This window comes from Pseudomonas sp. 8 R 14, assembly GCF_900005955.1.
Lineage (GTDB): Bacteria > Pseudomonadota > Gammaproteobacteria > Pseudomonadales > Pseudomonadaceae > Aquipseudomonas > Aquipseudomonas marginalis.
Genome location: NZ_CVTH01000044.1, coordinates 1 through 13,563, shown reverse-complemented (window position 1 = coordinate 13,563; position 13,563 = coordinate 1). Strand labels below are relative to the sequence as shown.

Annotated in this window: 15 protein-coding genes; 13 read left to right on the top strand and 2 right to left on the bottom strand. The window is 49.1% G+C overall.

What is annotated here, in order from left to right; all coding sequences use genetic code 11:
• Nucleotides 1–70 precede the first annotated feature (70 nt).
• From BFQ01_RS31285 to BFQ01_RS09280, 12 genes are all read left to right on the top strand, one after another.
• Nucleotides 71–1,290 (top strand): IS3 family transposase gene (locus BFQ01_RS31285; RefSeq protein WP_370467938.1). Its coding sequence is split into 2 segments (ribosomal slippage): nt 71–416 and nt 416–1,290, totalling 1,221 coding nucleotides; the frame shifts between segments, so codons are not numbered across the junction.
• Nucleotides 1,291–1,846: 556 nt separating this feature from the next.
• Nucleotides 1,847–2,842 carry a hypothetical protein gene (locus tag BFQ01_RS09320; protein ID WP_065925040.1) on the top strand — a complete coding sequence of 332 codons (996 nt, stop codon included), beginning with the start codon at nt 1,847–1,849 and terminating at the stop codon, nt 2,840–2,842.
• A 1,108-nt stretch (nt 2,843–3,950) separates the two neighbouring features.
• Nucleotides 3,951–4,277: a hypothetical protein gene (locus BFQ01_RS32205; protein WP_141691261.1), complete on the top strand. Its 327-nt coding sequence runs from the start codon at nt 3,951–3,953 to the stop codon at nt 4,275–4,277.
• 101 nt (nt 4,278–4,378) lie between these two features.
• Nucleotides 4,379–4,594: a hypothetical protein gene (locus BFQ01_RS09315; protein WP_141691260.1), complete on the top strand. Its 216-nt coding sequence runs from the start codon at nt 4,379–4,381 to the stop codon at nt 4,592–4,594.
• Nucleotides 4,595–4,634: 40 nt separating this feature from the next.
• Nucleotides 4,635–5,222, top strand: a complete 588-nt coding sequence (locus BFQ01_RS09310; RefSeq protein ID WP_065925038.1) for a hypothetical protein — start codon at nt 4,635–4,637, stop codon at nt 5,220–5,222.
• Between the two features lie 2 nt (nt 5,223–5,224).
• On the top strand, nt 5,225–5,461 hold the full coding sequence (locus BFQ01_RS09305) for a hypothetical protein (protein ID WP_065925037.1): 237 nt from the start codon (nt 5,225–5,227) through the stop codon (nt 5,459–5,461).
• Nucleotides 5,458–5,802, top strand: coding sequence for a phage baseplate plug family protein (locus BFQ01_RS09300; RefSeq protein WP_065925036.1), 345 nt, complete (start codon nt 5,458–5,460; stop codon nt 5,800–5,802). The genes BFQ01_RS09305 and BFQ01_RS09300 overlap by 4 nt, the downstream gene beginning before the upstream one ends.
• Before the next feature lie 79 nt (nt 5,803–5,881).
• Nucleotides 5,882–6,172: a hypothetical protein gene (locus tag BFQ01_RS09295; protein ID WP_065925035.1), complete on the top strand. Its 291-nt coding sequence runs from the start codon at nt 5,882–5,884 to the stop codon at nt 6,170–6,172.
• 152 nt (nt 6,173–6,324) lie between these two features.
• Complete coding sequence (locus BFQ01_RS32200; RefSeq protein WP_141691259.1) at nt 6,325–6,702, top strand: hypothetical protein; 378 nt, start codon at nt 6,325–6,327, stop codon at nt 6,700–6,702.
• 64 nt (nt 6,703–6,766) lie between these two features.
• Nucleotides 6,767–7,216, top strand: a complete 450-nt coding sequence (locus tag BFQ01_RS09290; RefSeq protein WP_141691258.1) for an iron-containing alcohol dehydrogenase family protein — start codon at nt 6,767–6,769, stop codon at nt 7,214–7,216.
• Between the two features lie 6 nt (nt 7,217–7,222).
• On the top strand, nt 7,223–9,532 hold the full coding sequence (locus BFQ01_RS09285; protein ID WP_065925033.1) for a hypothetical protein: 2,310 nt from the start codon (nt 7,223–7,225) through the stop codon (nt 9,530–9,532).
• Between the two features lie 577 nt (nt 9,533–10,109).
• Nucleotides 10,110–10,862 (top strand): Gp138 family membrane-puncturing spike protein, encoded by a 753-nt coding sequence (locus BFQ01_RS09280; RefSeq protein ID WP_065925032.1) that lies wholly within the window; start codon nt 10,110–10,112, stop codon nt 10,860–10,862.
• A gap of 38 nt (nt 10,863–10,900) precedes the next feature.
• On the opposite strand, the gene BFQ01_RS09275 is transcribed toward BFQ01_RS09280, so the two are convergent.
• Nucleotides 10,901–11,233, bottom strand: coding sequence for a hypothetical protein (locus tag BFQ01_RS09275; protein ID WP_065925031.1), 333 nt, complete (start codon nt 11,231–11,233; stop codon nt 10,901–10,903).
• 144 nt (nt 11,234–11,377) lie between these two features.
• Between BFQ01_RS09275 and BFQ01_RS09270 the strand changes: the two genes are divergently transcribed.
• Nucleotides 11,378–11,974, top strand: coding sequence for a hypothetical protein (locus tag BFQ01_RS09270; RefSeq protein ID WP_141691257.1), 597 nt, complete (start codon nt 11,378–11,380; stop codon nt 11,972–11,974).
• A 299-nt stretch (nt 11,975–12,273) separates the two neighbouring features.
• Here the strand turns inward: BFQ01_RS09270 and BFQ01_RS31275 are convergent.
• A protein-coding gene (locus tag BFQ01_RS31275) for an IS3 family transposase (protein ID WP_370467938.1) occupies nt 12,274–13,493 on the bottom strand; the annotation gives its coding sequence in 2 pieces (ribosomal slippage) (nt 12,274–13,148 and nt 13,148–13,493; 1,221 coding nt in all).
• Between the last annotated feature and the right edge of the window lie 70 nt (nt 13,494–13,563).

Here is a 13,563-nt window from a genome sequence, read left to right as displayed (position 1 = left end):
TGAACGAGCCCCATGAAAGACAGGACACCGTTTCCCCCTTACGATAAGGGATAGGCAAACGGTTATGTTTATGACTAATAGCAACGACAAGAGTGGGGAGCTTTTGGGCCAGGAGCGGCGGCGCCGCTGGAGCCCGGAGCAAAAACTGGCCATGGTTCGCGAGAGTCTTGAGCCAGGGCAAAGCGTTTCGGTGGTCGCTCGACGCAACGGCATCAATGCCAACCAGCTGTTCCTATGGCGCAAGTTATATCAGGACGGCAGTCTGTCGGCGGTCAGTGCCGGTGAAGCCGTTGTGCCCGCCTCGGAGTTGAGCGATGCGCTCAAGCAGATCCGTGAACTGCAACGGATGCTGGGCAAGAAAACGATGGAAGCAGAAATCCTCAAAGAGGCCGTGGAGATCGCCCGGTCGCGAAAATGGATTGCGCACTCACCCTTGTTGCCGGGGGACGACCAGTGAAGCTGGTCAGCGAATGTCTCGGTGTGGCGCGCTCGCAATTAACGGTTCGAATCAAGCAATCGGTATCGCTCAAAGTACGGCGCCGCAGGCCTGTGGACGATGCTGATCTGGTGGTTGAAATCCAGCAACAGATCAGCGAACTGCCCAGCTATGGCTACCGTCGTGTTTGGGGATTGCTGCGTCGTGCCCGTGAAACCCAGTCGCTGCCGGCGATCAATGTGAAACGGGTTTACCGGGTCATGCGCGATCACGACCTGCTGTTGGCGCGGCGCATCAAACAGCCCGGCGTGCCGCGTCGGCACGAGGGTCGTATTGCGGTGCAAACCAGTGATACGCGTTGGTGCTCGGACGGCTTTGAGTTCCGCTGTGAGGACGGCGCCAAACTGAGCGTGACCTTCGCCCTGGATTGCTGTGACCGCGAAGCCATCGGCTGGGTCGCGAGTCCGACCGGGTACAGCGGCGATGACATCCGCGACTTGATGCTGGAGAGCGTAGAGAAACGCTTCGGTGATCAACTGCCTGCAACGCCGGTTCAATGGCTAAGCGACAACGGCTCGGCGTACACCGCCGAACAGACACGCCTGTTTGCTCGACAGATCGGTTTGCAGCCGGTGACCACCCCGGTGCGCAGCCCGCAGAGCAACGGCATGGCCGAGAGCTTCGTGAAGACGATCAAACGTGACTACGTTGCGCACATGCCCAAGCCGGATCGAGAAACGGCGCTGCGCAACCTGGCAATTGCCTTCGAGCATTACAACGAGCAGCATCCGCACAGCGCCTTGAACTATCGCTCACCGAGGGAGTTCAGGCGCTTGGCAGCAGCATCAATTTGACGGGGAGTTGGTGTCCGGTTTTGTAGGGGCAAGTCCAAGGGGTAACATCACAACATCTATAACAAGAACCAACAACCCTAAAAGAAAAGCTCTTGATCTTCTGATTGGTGCAAAACCTTAGACCGAAGGTCTGAGAAGTAACCCTTCTTTTATTGGGGAATTGTTATCACAATTTTATTTCCCCAATCTCCCTAAGCTGTATCCCTCTCAGTGGTTCCCACTGGTGCTAACGTCCTAACGTCCCAACCTAAGTAATATGGTTCGCTCGGCTGGGACAGCCAGTGTTTATTGGGTTTGGTGTGATTGACCGGGGTAGAATGTCCCGTGTCCCAACCAACATATATGGTTCTCGCGGACTGGGACAAAATGACCAATAATTGTTTGTCCCAGAAAATGTACCAACAATGTTCCAATATTACAATTATAACTTGACAGCTGGGACATCCGTGATATTATATGTGTAGGTAAGGGAAATTCTTCTCCACCACACAATCACCACTGAGGTAGGCCATCATGAGTATGGGATGCGGACAGATCAAGCTAGAAGGAAAACATTATGAGAGTCAAGCTAACACAAGAACAAACAGCAGCTAACATTGCCAAGGTAGTAGAGCTACGTCAGCAAGGTCTGAGCAGAGCAGCCATCCTTAAAGCAACAGGCTTCCCAGAGCGCTTTGTACGCACACACATTGAAAATGTAGTAGTTGTCACCAAGGCAATTACAAGCCAACTTGACACAGCAGTATCCCGCGTTTACCCACTGGCGACACGTCCACAGGGAATCAAGGATTACGAACTACGCAACATCTGCTTTGAAGTCTACGGCTCCAAGCTGGATGAAGAGAAAGGCGTGTACGTGGTCAACTACAGCAAAGATACACTATACCGCATCAAAGAGCGCTGCAAGGTGTTGGCCGCTGGTACAACCTCTGTCCCAATGTTCGTAATGGATTGGGTATGTGATGAAGCGCCTACAGCATCCCGCGTTGCTCTGGAAACTCTGGCTCTTGAAATCGAGGAATTGATTCAAGAGAAGGTGAACACATTCATGGAGCTGTACGCCACAGGGTACGACGACAACCAAACAGAAAGCAGTGAAGCACAACGCAAGCAACAATACGCAGCCCGTCGCCACATCCTAAAACTAGCCATCAAAGAATACAGCCCAGAGCATACAGCCGTATTGCTACAACGCTCTCTGAGTCTCACAGACGCTCTTGATAGTGCAAATGATGCTGAGCTGCCAGTTACAGTACAGCGCGCCCAAAAACGCATCACAGAGCCTCACACAGCTACAGAATCCTTTGACGCATTCTACGATGCTGTAGAGCAAGCAGAGCAAGAAGTTGTTAGCAAGATTGTTAGCATAATCGCAGTGAAGAAAGCAACAGTTGTTGTTGACAATGTTCCAACAATTGCTGTACAGTCCGCACCTCAATTCACAGAAGAGTTTGATGATATGTTCACCAGCGTCGCCAACTACAGCCTAGGAGGATTCAATGCATCAGTGCATCAACACAGCAGCCCTCAACAACACAGCTTCCATGCCTAAGCCCAATGCCACCACAAACGGTGTTATTGGAGTTATGCAGGGTAGTGTCAGTGTTAGTGCTTCACAAGCTCTCTCAGATCGTGTACAGCACTGTGTGGGGCAAATCCTACACTCTCGTAATCTTGGGGCTGTAACGCGGCTCCTACGTTCTCAGAACGAGCTTAAAGCACTTGTCAGCAAGTGGGGCTCTGTAGAGGTGGACAGGGTTTGTCGTGATACTGGCGTTCAATCCTGTGAGTTGTTCTGATGTGGAGTGTAGTACCCATCAACAGAAACTCCCTGACAATTGACATGTGGTATAAAATAAATACAAAAATATTACAAAAATTGTCACATAGCTATTGACAGTTGTAGCATCCGTGCTATACTAACAGTACGAGCTAGGGAAGAAAGAGATGTGTGGTTCTTACAGCTTTCCACATGTGTTCTTCCTGCTTCCTCATGTACGGCCTCACAACAGTTCACGAGAACCAAAATTCTAAGTTGGGGAGTCGTTACCCTGATGTGTTGTTGATCCTCCTTTGAGACAACACCCTTTCCCAGTTGGTTAGATAACTGGCCCCATTCCAAGAATCATCTGTAGCAACCCTCCTTGCTTTAGATGCCATGTGAGCAACTGTAGTGATTACCTCCTTCTCGATCACTACGCCTCCTACGCTCTGACAGTAGCCGCTCAACACTGTTAACTAATTATACGAACATACTCTCTACGGAGTATCGCAAAGCCTCTCAGCTTGTTGCAGTACCGTGGGTTGCTGGCGACCACTCACAACTAATTCTACAGTTTCATCCTTTGGATGTTTCCCCTCGCAAGGCTTCCCGTGGCCTGATTCAGTACCATCAAGTTGCTGGCGAATACTTGAACGCACGTCATCACGCTTAGCTTTGGCCCCTGTTGATGAAAGAACCACTTTGCAGTGTGGTGCGGTTACTGCTTCTATTTCTGATGTTCTGCCTTGAGCCACGCTCGGTAGCCAAATCACACAATGTTCCTTGCTTGACAGCGACTGAGGCGAAAGCCTCTTTTTCTGTGCCTGTGAGAAATAACGTTCCGTTACCCGTTACAAACAGCCCACTACAAAAACTTCAAGTACAAGGAAAACACCACATGGCCCAGCCAACAAGAAAGGTATGCGTTGTCTGCCGAAAAGAATTTCTAGCCGGTCGCTCTGACCACAAGTATTGCTCTGTAACTTGCCGAGTTCGTAAGCACAGAGCTACAACGTTCATTGTCGAACACTCCACACCAACGACAGTAGCTGACTTTGTTGAAGCTGCATCTGAACACATGTTGAACATGATCAACAAACTCACTGATACAGAAAAGATGGGTGCACTCGCCACACTCTGGCTTGAAACCCCAGAAGAGTTTGCAGCACGTAAACAATCCATCCTGTACACACTCCTAAAGAAAAAGGAAATGAAGAATGTTTGATCCAATCACAGTAGCTGCTCTCTGCTTTGCGTTCTGTGCAATCGGCTTTCTAGTTGGTGTTGTCGCCAGTCGCAAATTTGACTGAGGGTTTTGAAATGACAATGACTAGCCTAGAAACACAAATCGACATTGGAGCACTAACAACTCTGTCCGATAAGCAGTGGCGTACAGACTTCCTAGCCAGCCTCGATAGCGATGGTGGTGTGGGACATAACGCGATGCTCTTTATTCGTGACAACCGTTATCCCGACGATAATGAGGATGACAAGTTGCTTGATTACCAAGAACTCTGCCACAGCCAGAACATCCCGTTTTAAACGTACACAGCCCAATATATTCATACAAGGAAAAGAAATTATGACACAGCTACAAATCAAGAAAGCAGACAAAGCAGAACTAGCCCAACTTATCGAATGGGAAACATTGGCCTACAAAGGCCGCTTCTCTGGTAATGACTACGACTACGATGCAAAGCCCAATGACAACGGCCAGTATCCACGTAAGCACTTTCACGGTGCTGTAGAGCAAATTACGGAGCGTAGTTTGATTGTTGCTATGGGTGTACTGCAAGCCAAGCTAGCAGGAGGTTACACAATGTTCCTGTCTAACACTCTAACCCCGGAGGTTACTAGCACAGGTGCTGCAATGCTTTATGTAAAGAAGCCAGAGGCACCAGCCAGAGACGACAAAGGAAATTATGTTCGTATTGAGGGTGTTGAGTATCAGTGTGATGAAATCTCAAAACTTACTGCCGAAGTTACAGCCACGTATGAAGCAAGCATTGACGCACATAACAACCTTGTCTTTGAACAAGAAGCCAAAGCCCTCAAGGTTGAGGAAGATGCAGCACGCAGGGCTCTAGCATTGGAAGATGCAGCCAAACAACAGGCTGAGTTTGAGAAGCGTGTTCAAGCCCGTATTCGTGGCTTGAGAGCAGGTAAGTAATTATGGAATACAACCCAAGCGCTATTGAGACTCTACGTGAGTCTCTTGGCATTACAGACCTTGCCGCTGGTGAGTTCATCTATCAGCTTCTAGAGCTGGGACAGACAGTCTCTGTTGAATCTGTACAGAAGGCCATGAACGCGAGCGCTCCCAAAAGAGTGCACGCCCCACAGGAAGCCAAACAAGAAACCGACATTGAACGTACAACAAGAATCCTACAAGAGAAGTATGGAAAATGACACAGACAGTATCTATTGAAATGCCTCTATACACTGATTCTAAGTACAGGTATGGCATCGCCCTTGAGGGCCAATCTTGGCAGTTTACCTTCTATTGGAATGAGCGTTGTGGGCAGTGGCAGATGGACCTTAGAAAGGATGACCAAACACCAGTACTTCTAGGGTATGCACTTGTTCCCCAGTTCCCTATGTGTGTTGACTACAACCTAGAAGACTACGGCCTAACAGGCTACTTCTTGCTCTTGCCAATCAACGCAACAATCAGCGGCAAGATTACAGATGGCTCTAGCATCATGCCAGAGTTCTTTAGCTTGTTTTACGTCTACGACACAGACGACTAACAGCCTAAAGCATTTTGCAAACGCAAACGTACACAGCCCAGCAACCAACAACCTATTTGAATTCCACAAGGAGCTAAAAATGACATTGATTCAAGAGACACGTAAAGCCCTGTTCAATTCCCTGTTCACAGAACAGCCTGAGATTGTTGAAGCTCTATATAAAGTAACTGATGGTTATGATTCTCAGAGCTTTCAAGCTGTGTACAAGTTTGCAGCCTCTCAACGTACAGCACTAATCAACCTGTACGCTGATGGTAAGACTATTGATGGCGCTCAAGTGGTGGTGACAACGATGGGTGGAAGCCCTGTACAAAGTACAGCCTCTTTCGCCAGAACAGAAGAGATTCTAAAGGAACGATATAAGAAATGAAAACAAGCAACACAGCCCAGTGTATCAACAAGTACGACACAGATGAATGGGGCGACAAAGAGACACGCTCCAAACCAAAACACAAGAACAAAGAACGTGGGAACAGAGACAGCAAACGTGGCTATGACAGTCCCCAAGAAGAGGATTGAGATATGCCAGCCAATAAGCCCACCGCCGAACAAGAACTAAGAATCTCTGCCACTCCTTACAGAAAAGCCATCAAGCCACTAGAAGAAATGCTAGTGAGTGCAATCCGTTGTGGGTATCCAGAAGAACACATACACATGCTTGAGCATCTTATTGAAGTTGCTAAGGCTGTAGCAGAGTTCAAGACAAGAGACTTGCCAATCGTACCACGCAAGAGTGGACGCCCCCGCAAAGATGACCCAACTGTCAAAGACAAGTGTAGAGAAATCTTTGAGGCATTCACACCACGTTACATCCCATCTAAAACCCGCATCAAGAAACAAGTTGATGTACAGGGTAAGGTGAAGCCACAAGAAGGTTTCACATTCAACTTCAACAAATGATATGAGGATGCAGAGGAAACAACAATTCCTCTGTCTCTTCTGTACCCATACAGAGGATACAAATATGACCAACACAAAAGATACAAGCTCTACAAAACTAACCCGTACACATGCAGCCTACTTTGAGCAGTATGTTGAAGACTTGTTCCGCCGTGCACTGACAGAAGTGTCTGAGGATGACGCTAATGTAAATGCCATGCTCGCCCTAATCGACTTCAAAGAATACGGAAAGCGCTTTGGTGAGGAAGTGTTTAAGCACTGCTCTTATCAGGATTTGAAATACGCTGAAAAAGCATTGGCTGATGAACGTGTAATCCGTGCAACAGAAGCCATCAATCAAGCTGTAGCAAACATCAAAGTCTCTAAGGACGACGGCGTTAACCATGAGGTGGATGCACGTTTCATTATCTCTGGTGCGTTCTCCCAGTCTGACATGGTAGATGCACTATCCGAAGCGAGCCAAGAAGTACAACACAAAGCCATTGAAATCCTACTAGCCCAAGCAACGGAGTAATAGCTAATGAATGAACAAGCTATTGCAGAGTTGTTTGCAAAGATTGGTTTCAAAGTTGATGGCTCTGGTATCAAGCATGCACAACAGTTGCTCAAAGGGTTGGAACGTCAAGCCCACGCAACAGGCAAGGCCATGCAGAAAGCTCTAGGCGGGCAGGGGATCGGTGGTAAGCAGGTCGCCCAAGCTCACCAAGCAATGAACAAGGCCCAGTTTGACGCAGCCCTACAGGGCGCCAAGCTTCAAAAGATTCAACAACAAGGAGCCGCTACAGGGCTCAAGACACAGCAACAACAACTAAAGGTTCAACAGGACCAAGCCAAGCTAGCTGCCATCCAAGCGAAGGCCGCTCAAGCTGCTACAGCGGCTCAGGCTAAACAGAACATCAACAACGCCCTCCAACACATGAACCTTGCTAACCGTGCTGCCAAGGCACAGCAACAGGCTCAGGCACACGCAACAAGGCAGGCTCTGGCTCAACACAGGCTCAACAAAGCCCTCTCTAACCCTACTGGTGCACACAGACGTACCTCTAGTGGTCATGGTGGTGCATTGGTAGGACGTGGGGCGGGCGCCCTGCATCGCTTTGGGGGTGCTGGCGGCCTAGTTGGTAAGGTAGGGGCAGGTAATCCTCTGGGAGCCATTGAGGGGCTTTCCAGTGGCCTTGGACGTGCGTCTATGGGCTTGGGTGCTGTTGCCGGGAGCGCTGCTCTGGTGGTTGCTGCCTTCGCTGCTGTGTCTGCTGCTGCCGTTGCCTTCTCCCGTGAAGCTGAGAGAGCTTCCAACGTACGTAATCAACGTATTGGACAGTTTGAGGCTGTTGGTGATCGCACACCAGAAGGTGCCAACCGTATTAACAACCGCTTTGAATCCTTTGCCCAAACTGAGGGCTTCGATACAAAGAGTATGGGCGCTGACTACGCCAAGATTGTTGGTGGCTTGGCTCCTAAAGTTGGAGTTGATAAAGCACAGGACACAACAGAAGGCATCTTGAGGTATGCCAAAGCACAACACTTGTCTAATGAAAACATCTCTAAAGTTTCTCTGGGTTTGCGTCAAGCTTTGGGTAAAGGTCAACTTTACAGCGAAGAATGGACAGGCCAAATCTCTGAACACTTGGGGGCTCATGCTAACAGCTTGGGTGCTGAGGCATGGCAACGTGCTACAGGGGGTAACAAGACTGGTGATGAAGCTCTAAAAGCATTTAATCAAGATCGCAAAGACAAGAAAATCTCTGGTGATGCTTTGATCAAGTTTGTCACAGAGCTTGGTAGTGTTATGGATCGTCGTGCAAATGATGGTTGCTTGCTGGATAAGGGCCGTATGACTCAGGACTCTTGGGACAACCGTATCCGCAACCAATACCAATCTAACATGGCGAAGTCTTACGACAACACAGACCTGAAAATGTCTATGGTGGGTAATAACGGCTTGTACGACAGCATCACAAAGATGATGAATGAACTACAGCCTCAGTTCCTAGCCACTGGTAGAGCCGCCGCAACTGTAGTTGATGGCCTGTCTTCTTTGATTCAAAAGTTCGCCCAGATGACAGCCTTCTTTAATAATGGTGGAAGCTACCTTGATCCTAAGTTTATGGGTGAACTAGGCGGGGCATTCAAAGAGCTGGGAGTTGCCTTTAGCACTCTCTGGACTACGTTGTTTGGTAATGGTGGTTTGACAGGTGGTGTTGATGTTCTAAAGATCACCCTTGAAGCCATTGTAGGTGTAATCACTTTCGTTGTTGATGGCCTAACTGCTTTTGTAGATGTTCTAACTTGGATTGGCCGTAAGGTTCAAGACATTCAACACTACTTTGGTAATATCAATGATGAAGACTACGACAAGATTGTTGCTCAACGTGCATCTGATGACAGTGATAGACAGTGGCAAGTTGACCAGCGTCAAGCAAACCTCTGGATGGCTGGCAAGAAGAAAGATGACCCGGACTACGCACCTAACCAGCTGGCGTTGCCTTCTACAAATGGAAACATCCTTGGTTCTGGTTTGTCCGCCCCAATAGTCAACTTTGATGCAGCCGCTGCAAGTGTACAGAACAAGCTTGCAACTCTGAGCAACCCTCCAATGACCCCATTCCTACAGCCACAGGTTAACGGTCAAGCTGCCAACAATACTACGAACAGTAATGTTCAAGTGATTATTGGTGATACGACAATTAATGGTGCAACTGATACTGATGCTTTGAAAGCTCAGATGGAAGAGCATAACGCCAAGCTAGTAGACACAGTTAAACAAGCTCTGTCTAAGAATAGCCCCGCCGTTGCTGCTGGAACAATGGTAAGAGCCAGAGGTAATTAATGAAGATCACGAACACGCCACCTCTTTGGGGTTGGCTGTTTGGGTTCTGTCTGATTCTGTTGGTTGGGTGTTCAATCCTAGCGGTTGACGCCCACAACACAGTCAATGAGTACAAGGCCATGAGAGCCCATGACTTGACCATGATCAGGCAAGAGATTGTTAACCACTCTCTATCTCAAACTGACCAGCTTAGAACTCTACTCAATAATAACTCAGAACAACTCAAGCAGTATGTTGATGTGCAAATTCCGAGACAGGTGCACAACTCTATCTCGTCTTACACGCCAATTACCATCAATCAAACTGCTAACCCGGCAATGAATACCAACCCAACTTTAAACAATTCCAACAGCCCAGTAGGAGAACGCAATGCACCCCGTACAATTCGATAACATCCAATACCCTTGCTTCTTTGATAGTAAGGCTGATGCTGTACATGCAGCCACAGACTATCTTGATGAACACAGCACTCTCTCTGTCCACAAGTTCACAGTAGTTGAAGCCTACATCAACCACAAACAGAAGTGGTTCATGGTTCACCGAAATGGAAAAGCTCTACCCTTAAAAGGAAACGCTCATGCACACTGATACTCAACAGATTGAAGGCGGATGGATGAGCGTCATTGATAACGCCATTTATAACAACAGTGAGAACAGCCGTACAGCATACCCAGCAAGAGTTGTGGGTGTTAATGGTCGATTCAGTGTCACTGTTGAAATCTCTAATCCACGTCAAGCTGATGACGGCTCAAACATGGATGACACGCACGTTATTAACGTCCCTATCGCTCACATGAGAACTGGTAGCAGCATGTTCCTCTTCCCTGTTAACGTGGGTGATACAGGGATGTGTGTGGTGATGGATAACAACACAGATAACTTCAAGATTGCAAACAACACAGCACCAATCATGACCTACGATAACCGTATGAAAGATGTTCAAGATTCTGTATTTGTTCCCGGCTTGGCTCCTTTCTCAGTAACCACACAGCAAATCAACTCCCTGAGTTTGAGCAATGATTCAAATGATCTGGTGATTGTGCACAACACTGGGTCAGGTCAAGAGACACAGTTTGTTCTCAAGGCTGATGGTAATGCTGTAGTTGAATCTCAGTTCACAGTTAAAGTGATTGGCAAAGATATTGAGCTTGAAGCGTCCAACAGCATCAACTTAAAGGCCAACGCCATGAATGTCCAAGTGGCTAACACAAACTGGACAGGAAACTACACAATGACAGGCGGCGCCACATTCAATGGGATTCTGTTTGATACACATAAGCATACTGGCGTTACACCGGGTAATGGTGTGTCTGGTTTACCCATAGCTTGAAAAACCGGTGGTGTTTAGTCACCGGATTTTGTCACATGTCATTCAGGGTATAGGCTCCTTCGAGTGCATTTGTACTGGCCATCAACTTTTGAAATTTGTCTGGCTATGAACTCATGATTGCCCAACTGGGCCACGTAATAAATCTTCTTTAGTTTCAAATCAGTGGCCGCTTTAATGAGCACATTTGCGATACGATCCCTGACTCCTTTGTAATCTTCATCGTTTTCAGGGTCTCTGTTTGGAAAGTTGAGTGTCCAAACAGTGTCAACATCGTTGGTCTTAAACCAATTCTCGTCCCTCAGTAACTCATAAAACTCGTCTCTTTTGTCCTCTGAGTCAATCAAATCTAGCGACAAAAGTACTTTAATCATATGTGCATCCTTTCTTGGTGTGGCTCAGCTAACCGCATGTCGCGGTGTGAGCATGACATGGGGATGCAGTGCTGGCTTTTCAATGGCTCGTAGCGGTTTTCTCGTCGTGCTAAAGTCGGACTCTAGGAACTCTGAGTGGTTTATATGGACGTCAAGCACCACGAAGCTGAAGCCCTTGAAAGGTTTGTGTCCCGAGCGGAGCGCATCGTTTCCAGCGCCTTCTGGGGATGGCTAACCCGTAGGCGTGGGCAGCCTGACATGGCTCGTATAATAGGTGGCGACTGGCTAGCCCACGATGGGCTGAACATTGATGAACTTGAGGCTTTCTGTCTGAACCTTCGCCTCTTGATCCAGGGGAGGGATGGAATCTCTATCCAGCAGATTGCGGATATAGCTGAGGGTTGGGAGTCTAAGCACGACGACCTCAAGGCAGTAATTATAAAAGCTCGTGAAGAACTTAGGAAAAACTTAGGTGCCCGTTGTTTGGTGAACATCAAGGATGAAGCTGAGAAAACCACCAACGCAGAACTTTTCGATATTGTGTTCTACGGGCGTATGGTCCATGAAGACAAGATCAAGCGTAAGGAATTTGAGCGCTTGGCCAAGGCTGGATTGTTCTCTTTCTTTCTTTTCCAAGCCTTCACTGGCATCCTTTTCCACTATCGCAATTGTATTCTTCACGTAGGCTGGGCTTCAGGGGAATGGCTTGATCGTGAAGGGCACACTTATAACGATATTTGAATGGCATAGAGTTATCACAACCGCTCCAGCATGGACATCAGCTGATATGCGGGTTTACACCTATCGTCCGGCGCGGCCACAGCTCGATGCGGCTTCACAGAATGTCCCAGCCCCCGCGAACCATATCTATTACGTTGGGACGTGGGACAAAACAACCCCATAAGCTTTTGCACCAACCCTTAGAGCGTAAGCTCTGAGAGTGATCAACCTCAAACATATAAAACAAATACCCAACTAAAGAGGTTAGCTCTTTCTATAAGGGTGGACTTGCCCCTACAAAACCGGACACCAACTCCCCGTCAAATTGATGCTGCTGCCAAGCGCCTGAACTCCCTCGGTGAGCGATAGTTCAAGGCGCTGTGCGGATGCTGCTCGTTGTAATGCTCGAAGGCAATTGCCAGGTTGCGCAGCGCCGTTTCTCGATCCGGCTTGGGCATGTGCGCAACGTAGTCACGTTTGATCGTCTTCACGAAGCTCTCGGCCATGCCGTTGCTCTGCGGGCTGCGCACCGGGGTGGTCACCGGCTGCAAACCGATCTGTCGAGCAAACAGGCGTGTCTGTTCGGCGGTGTACGCCGAGCCGTTGTCGCTTAGCCATTGAACCGGCGTTGCAGGCAGTTGATCACCGAAGCGTTTCTCTACGCTCTCCAGCATCAAGTCGCGGATGTCATCGCCGCTGTACCCGGTCGGACTCGCGACCCAGCCGATGGCTTCGCGGTCACAGCAATCCAGGGCGAAGGTCACGCTCAGTTTGGCGCCGTCCTCACAGCGGAACTCAAAGCCGTCCGAGCACCAACGCGTATCACTGGTTTGCACCGCAATACGACCCTCGTGCCGACGCGGCACGCCGGGCTGTTTGATGCGCCGCGCCAACAGCAGGTCGTGATCGCGCATGACCCGGTAAACCCGTTTCACATTGATCGCCGGCAGCGACTGGGTTTCACGGGCACGACGCAGCAATCCCCAAACACGACGGTAGCCATAGCTGGGCAGTTCGCTGATCTGTTGCTGGATTTCAACCACCAGATCAGCATCGTCCACAGGCCTGCGGCGCCGTACTTTGAGCGATACCGATTGCTTGATTCGAACCGTTAATTGCGAGCGCGCCACACCGAGACATTCGCTGACCAGCTTCACTGGTCGTCCCCCGGCAACAAGGGTGAGTGCGCAATCCATTTTCGCGACCGGGCGATCTCCACGGCCTCTTTGAGGATTTCTGCTTCCATCGTTTTCTTGCCCAGCATCCGTTGCAGTTCACGGATCTGCTTGAGCGCATCGCTCAACTCCGAGGCGGGCACAACGGCTTCACCGGCACTGACCGCCGACAGACTGCCGTCCTGATATAACTTGCGCCATAGGAACAGCTGGTTGGCATTGATGCCGTTGCGTCGAGCGACCACCGAAACGCTTTGCCCTGGCTCAAGACTCTCGCGAACCATGGCCAGTTTTTGCTCCGGGCTCCAGCGGCGCCGCCGCTCCTGGCCCAAAAGCTCCCCACTCTTGTCGTTGCTATTAGTCATAAACATAACCGTTTGCCTATCCCTTATCGTAAGGGGGAAACGGTGTCCTGTCTTTCATGGGGCTCGTTCA

Bases quoted from the DNA above. Each gene is read 5' to 3' on its own strand.
- BFQ01_RS09320 (WP_065925040.1), top strand. From the start codon at position 1,847: ATGAGAGTCAAGCTAACACAAGAACAAACAGCAGCTAACATTGCCAAG.
- BFQ01_RS32205 (WP_141691261.1), top strand. From the start codon at position 3,951: ATGGCCCAGCCAACAAGAAAGGTATGCGTTGTCTGCCGAAAAGAATTT.
- BFQ01_RS09315 (WP_141691260.1), top strand. From the start codon at position 4,379: ATGACTAGCCTAGAAACACAAATCGACATTGGAGCACTAACAACTCTG.
- BFQ01_RS09310 (WP_065925038.1), top strand. From the start codon at position 4,635: ATGACACAGCTACAAATCAAGAAAGCAGACAAAGCAGAACTAGCCCAA.
- BFQ01_RS09305 (WP_065925037.1), top strand. From the start codon at position 5,225: ATGGAATACAACCCAAGCGCTATTGAGACTCTACGTGAGTCTCTTGGC.
- BFQ01_RS09300 (WP_065925036.1), top strand. From the start codon at position 5,458: ATGACACAGACAGTATCTATTGAAATGCCTCTATACACTGATTCTAAG.
- BFQ01_RS09295 (WP_065925035.1), top strand. From the start codon at position 5,882: ATGACATTGATTCAAGAGACACGTAAAGCCCTGTTCAATTCCCTGTTC.
- BFQ01_RS32200 (WP_141691259.1), top strand. From the start codon at position 6,325: ATGCCAGCCAATAAGCCCACCGCCGAACAAGAACTAAGAATCTCTGCC.
- BFQ01_RS09290 (WP_141691258.1), top strand. From the start codon at position 6,767: ATGACCAACACAAAAGATACAAGCTCTACAAAACTAACCCGTACACAT.
- BFQ01_RS09285 (WP_065925033.1), top strand. From the start codon at position 7,223: ATGAATGAACAAGCTATTGCAGAGTTGTTTGCAAAGATTGGTTTCAAA.
- BFQ01_RS09280 (WP_065925032.1), top strand. From the start codon at position 10,110: ATGCACACTGATACTCAACAGATTGAAGGCGGATGGATGAGCGTCATT.
- BFQ01_RS09275 (WP_065925031.1), bottom strand. From the start codon at position 11,233: ATGATTAAAGTACTTTTGTCGCTAGATTTGATTGACTCAGAGGACAAA.
- BFQ01_RS09270 (WP_141691257.1), top strand. From the start codon at position 11,378: ATGGACGTCAAGCACCACGAAGCTGAAGCCCTTGAAAGGTTTGTGTCC.